Origin of the sequence: Bacillus sp. AP50, assembly GCF_040492675.1 — a bacterium.
Lineage (GTDB): Bacteria > Bacillota > Bacilli > Bacillales > Bacillaceae_G > Bacillus_A > Bacillus_A cereus.
In genome coordinates this window covers 1-5,121 of sequence record NZ_JBEUTW010000252.1, presented here as the reverse complement: position 1 = coordinate 5,121, position 5,121 = coordinate 1, and the positions used below count along the sequence as shown (strand labels likewise).

The following is a 5,121-nucleotide window of genomic DNA, read 5'->3' as shown; positions in this document are numbered from 1 at the left end:
ATTATAAGTAAGTTCACACGAAGTTCATATCGATATGCTATTTTTATTTCACCTTTGATTTATTAATAAGAAAATATTGACCATTTGAAAAAAAGGTATATTATTTATACGAGGTAATAAAAATTCACTTCTTTCATTATTATGCTAAAAGGGGCAGCATTATTAGAAAATTAGAAGTGAAAATAGTATGTATAAGAGCCATTCTAAAATTTGTAATCTGTGAATTAGGAAAATATTGAATGCTCCAGGTCAGTACACTTTCTTGCCTAAACGTATTTACGAAAGTGACCTCAATATTTTTAATTAAATCAACGGGAGAATTGAAAGGCAGGAGAAAGTAACATGTCAGAAAATTATCGTTCTCGCGAGGAGCGACGACAAGTTAAAAAGAAAAAACAACCAGCTTCTAAAACACAAAAACCAAAAGGTAAAACATCATTTTTCCGCAAGTTTTTAATTACTTGTTTATTACTTGGTATTGTAGGTTTAGTGGCGGGGGTTGCTACCTTTTTCGTAATGATTAAGGACGCACCAAAACTGGAAAAAGCAAAACTTGTTAATCCGTTATCCTCAAAAATTTATGATAAAAACGGGGATTTGGTATATGAATATGGAAAAGAAAAAAGGACGAATGTTACGTATGATCAAATACCTAAATTAGTAGAAAATGCATTTTTAGCGACAGAAGATTCACGTTTTTATGAGCATAGCGGAGTAGACTTTAAAGGTACTGCCCGTGCTGTTTTAGTGAGTCTTAAAGGAGATTATGGCTCTCAAGGTGGAAGTACGATAACGCAGCAAGTTATTAAAAACTACTTCTTATCTATGGATAAAACACCAAAGCGTAAGGCGCAAGAAATATATTTAGCTTATAAGCTAGAACAACAGTATTCAAAACATGAAATATTAGAGATGTACTTAAATAAAATTAACTTAGGTAATCGTTCATATGGTATCGCAACAGCAGCACAAAACTACTATGGTAAAGAATTGAAGGACTTAACATTACCAGAAGTTGCGATGCTTGCAGGTTTACCGAAAGCACCGAATAACTATGATCCAACGAAAAAAGAAAATGTTCAAAAAGCAACAGAAAGAAGAAATGTTGTTCTAAACTTAATGAATCGACATGGATATATAACAAAACAGGAAATGGAAGAAGCAATAAAAGTTGACGTAGAAAAGGGACTCAAGCCTGCAGCTCAACTACAAACAATGCCATACCCCGCATTTATGGATGCAGTTGTGAAAGAAGTAGAAAAAGAATTGCCAGATGCTAATATTGGTTCTGACGGTTTAGAAATTTATACAACGTTAGATCCGAAAGCACAGAAACTTGCTGATAATATTTTAAATAATAATATCATTGATTATCCAAACGATAAATTCCAAGGTGCATTCACATTTATGGATACGAAAACAGGAGAAGTTCGTGCTATAGGTAGTGGCCGTGGAGAAAATAAAGCTGTATTTAAAGGGCATAATATGGCAATTGAATTAGATCGTGCAGCTGGTTCAACGATGAAGCCAATTTTCGACTATGCTCCTGCAATTGAATATTTAAAATGGGCTACGTATCATCAAATCGATGACTCTCCATTTAAGTATTCAACGGGTCAAGAAGTTCGAAATGCAGATAGAAGTCATATGGGTCCAATTACAATGCGTGAAGCATTAAAAATGTCGCGTAATATTCCTGCAATTAAAACTGCAAAAGAAGTAGGGATTAGTAAATCGAAAGAATTCTCTGAGAAACTAGGTATTACATTTAATACAGCACCGACAGAATCGACAGCGATTGGTACAAATGAAGTATCGCCAACTGAAATAGCGGGTGCTTATGCGGCATTTGGTAATGAAGGTAAATATACGAAACCGCATTTTGTTAAGAAAGTCGTTTATCCAGACGGTAAGTCACAAAGTTTTGGACAAAAACCAAAACAAGTTATGACAGATTCTACCGCATACATGATTACTGATATGCTTCGTTCTGTAGTTACATCAGGTACTGGTACATCGGCAAATGTAGGCTCTTTAGATGTAGCTGGTAAAACGGGTACGACAAACTATTCATCAAAGCAATTAGCTCAATATAAAATTCCAGAAAGTGCAACTCGTGATAGTTGGTTCGCTGGATATACACCGCAATATACGATGGCAGTATGGACTGGGTATATGAAAGATGGTAAAGACGAGTATATTAGTAGTAAAAATACGAAAATTGCACAGTTGATCTTTAAAGAAATGATGAGCGAAATGGCTACAGATAAATCACGCTTTAAAATGCCAAGTAGTGTTATTCAAGAAGGTAGTGAGCTACGTATAAAAGGTGAAAAACGTGATTCATCGCCAAATACTAGCGTACCGGATACAACGGAGCAACCAAAACAAGATCAACAGCAAAAAACTGAAGAAGAGAAAAAGCAAGAAGAATTAAAGAAACAAGAAGAACTGAAAAAACAAGAAGAACAAAAGAAACAAGAGGAACTTAAGAAGCAAGAAGAACAAAAGAAACTAGAAGAGCAAAAGAAACAAGAAGAAGAAAAGAAACAAAATGAACAAAATAACGGAGGAGGCCAAGGAACGACACCTCCAGCAAATAACGGAGGAGGTCAAGGAACGACACCTCCAGCGAATAATAATGGAGGTCAAGGAACTCCAACCCCACCTGCAACAGTACAACCAAATAATGGTGGAAATGCAGGAGAGGTTCCTGCCAATAATGGACAATAAGAAAAATTTATAAAAAATATTAAAAAGCACTTAAGATTTGTGGAAATTACAATCTTAAGTGCTTTTTTCATTTTGCTACAGAAAATGTAATGTTAAGGGCTGGATAGAAGAAAAAGAGTGAATTAACGTAAAGAGAGAAAAGTCTACTTGCAAATGATGGTATGTGTTGGTTATCCCGCAAAGGGACTAACTATGATGAATCATATAAAGTATTAAATAAGTAAAAATTATATTCAAATCTTTAATAAATGTCTTTCTTTAACGGTTACTTTAGTTTGGAAAACAATTAAAAAGTCGAATTTCTTATTTAAGGAATTCGACTTTGTTATGTTGAAACTGGATTAAAGGTTCGCCTTATTAAAATGTAGGGGTAATACAGTGATAGCTATTAAATGTTAAACGTACCATGAAAATTTTGAAAAAAAATTGAAGGGAAATGATAAAAGACTTGAGTCTGAGGTAGTGGAGGATAACTATGGCTATGAATGGGAGTACTACTGGGGTGTGTACCATGATGCCAAAATGATGGGGTAACTTGACCGGGAATTTGATATTGCTGCCAAGTTGCGGGAAGTTCAATTCCTACATCGGAGCTAGCTGTATGAACTGCAGGAACATGTATCCCAGGAGTCGAAGGAACTACGGCAGTTACTCTTAATAATACCCACATAAAATATTCACTCCTAAGTTGTGTTAATAAATTAGTATATTCTTTTCACACGTATAAAGGTACATATATAGGACTTTCGTTTAAAACATGCGTACAAAGTCTTAAGACTAATGTAAGCTGATGGTGGACTATTTAATATGAAAAGATACGTCTATTTGCGGAGGGAAAAGAGATAAAAAAAATATACAATGAGGGTGTTAATCGTAATATTTTACGAGTGTATGGAGGTATTTTTATGGAACGATTATGGACGAAATCATTTATTCAAATGACTTTCGCAATGTTATTTTTATTTACAGGATTTTATTTACTTGTTCCAACGCTCCCGCTCTTTATTAAAGAGATAGGTGGCAATGAATCGCAAGTTGGACTTATGATGGGGATGTTTACAATAGCTGCGGTTGTAATACGACCGATTATTGGAGGAATGTTAGATCAATATGGTAGAAGATCCTTTATTATTTTCGGACTCATCTTTTTTGGCTTAACGATGTATTCCTATAATATAGCATCGACTATTGTCCTTTTAGCTGTTTTACGTGTTATTCACGGAGTAACATGGGCTGTTTCTACAACAGCTGTTGGAACAGCAATAACGGATATTATTCCAGATTCACGCCGCGGTGAAGGTATGGGTTGGTATGGGATGGCGATGACAATTGCAATGGCGATCGGACCTATGATTGGATTATGGGTTGTGCAAAATTATTCATTTGATGGTCTATTTTTATTAGCGACGTTGTTATCTTTTATGGCAGTCGTATTATCATTAATAACGAAGATGCCATTTACGCCACAAAAAGAAAAAGGGAAGATGCAGCTATTTGAGAAATCCGTATTAACAATCACGATTGTAGTATTCTTTTTATCGTTTGCATATGGAGGAATAACAACCTTTTTACCGTTATTTGCATCATCAATTCATGTGAATCCGGGAACTTTCTTTCTTGTATATGCAATTGCATTAACAATTGTAAGACCAATTTCAGGGAAACTATTAGATAAGTATGGAGAAGTATTCATCATACTTCCAGCATTATGTATTACTATTTTAGCTATAGTTGTTTTAACTATTTCAAATGGTTTGATAGGTGTAATTATCGCAGCAACATTATACGGTATTGGATTTGGTTCAGCGCAGCCAGCTTTGCAAGCGGCAATGCTTACAATTGTCGATCCGAGTAAAAGAGGAGTTGCAAATGCTTCATTTTTTACAGCGTTTGATTTAGGAATCGGATTAGGTGCTATTTTACTTGGAGTTGTTTCACAAATGTTTGGTTATCGTATTTTATTTTCAGGGAGTGCAATTTCAGCATTGATAGCCTTAATTATTTTCGTCTTCTTTGTAAAACAACGATTAGGAAAAAAAGAGTTTGCGTAAACTGGAGGAATAAAGATGAGAATTTCAATTGATCGTAAAGCTCTGCAGTGGTTCCAGGAAGAATTACGTATAAAGCACGGTGAATCTGTACGTTTTACTGTAAGGTACGGAGGGGGATAGTTCAATTCAGCCCGGATATTCTTTAGGGGTTGTTGCTGAGAAACCCGATGGCGAAATAGTGTCAGTTGAGAAGGAAGGTATTATATTTTTTGTAGATTCTGATGATCTTTGGTATTTTCAAAACTATGATTTATTTGTAAGTTATCATGAGGAAATGGAAGAAATTCAATTTAATTATGTAAAATAATAACTTTATTAAAAACGAATAAGTTTTATA

Annotated in this window: 3 protein-coding genes and 1 pseudogene; 3 read left to right on the top strand and 1 reads right to left on the bottom strand. The window is 34.7% G+C overall.

What is annotated here, in order from left to right; all coding sequences use genetic code 11:
- The first annotated feature begins 342 nt into the window (after positions 1-342).
- Positions 343-2,733, top strand: coding sequence for a transglycosylase domain-containing protein (locus ABWK52_RS18565; protein WP_353772064.1), 2,391 nt, complete (start codon positions 343-345; stop codon positions 2,731-2,733).
- Between the two features lie 388 nt (positions 2,734-3,121).
- Here ABWK52_RS18565 and ABWK52_RS18560 read toward each other — a convergent pair whose 3' ends face one another.
- Positions 3,122-3,403: a hypothetical protein gene (locus ABWK52_RS18560; protein ID WP_000270093.1), complete on the bottom strand. Its 282-nt coding sequence runs from the start codon at positions 3,401-3,403 to the stop codon at positions 3,122-3,124.
- A 235-nt stretch (positions 3,404-3,638) separates the two neighbouring features.
- On the opposite strand from ABWK52_RS18560, the gene ABWK52_RS18555 reads away from it, so the two are divergent.
- On the top strand, positions 3,639-4,784 hold the full coding sequence (locus ABWK52_RS18555; protein ID WP_000440665.1) for an MFS transporter: 1,146 nt from the start codon (positions 3,639-3,641) through the stop codon (positions 4,782-4,784).
- A 15-nt stretch (positions 4,785-4,799) separates the two neighbouring features.
- Positions 4,800-5,091 (top strand): annotated as a pseudogene (locus tag ABWK52_RS18550) (HesB/YadR/YfhF family protein).
- Positions 5,092-5,121: the final 30 nt, after the last annotated feature.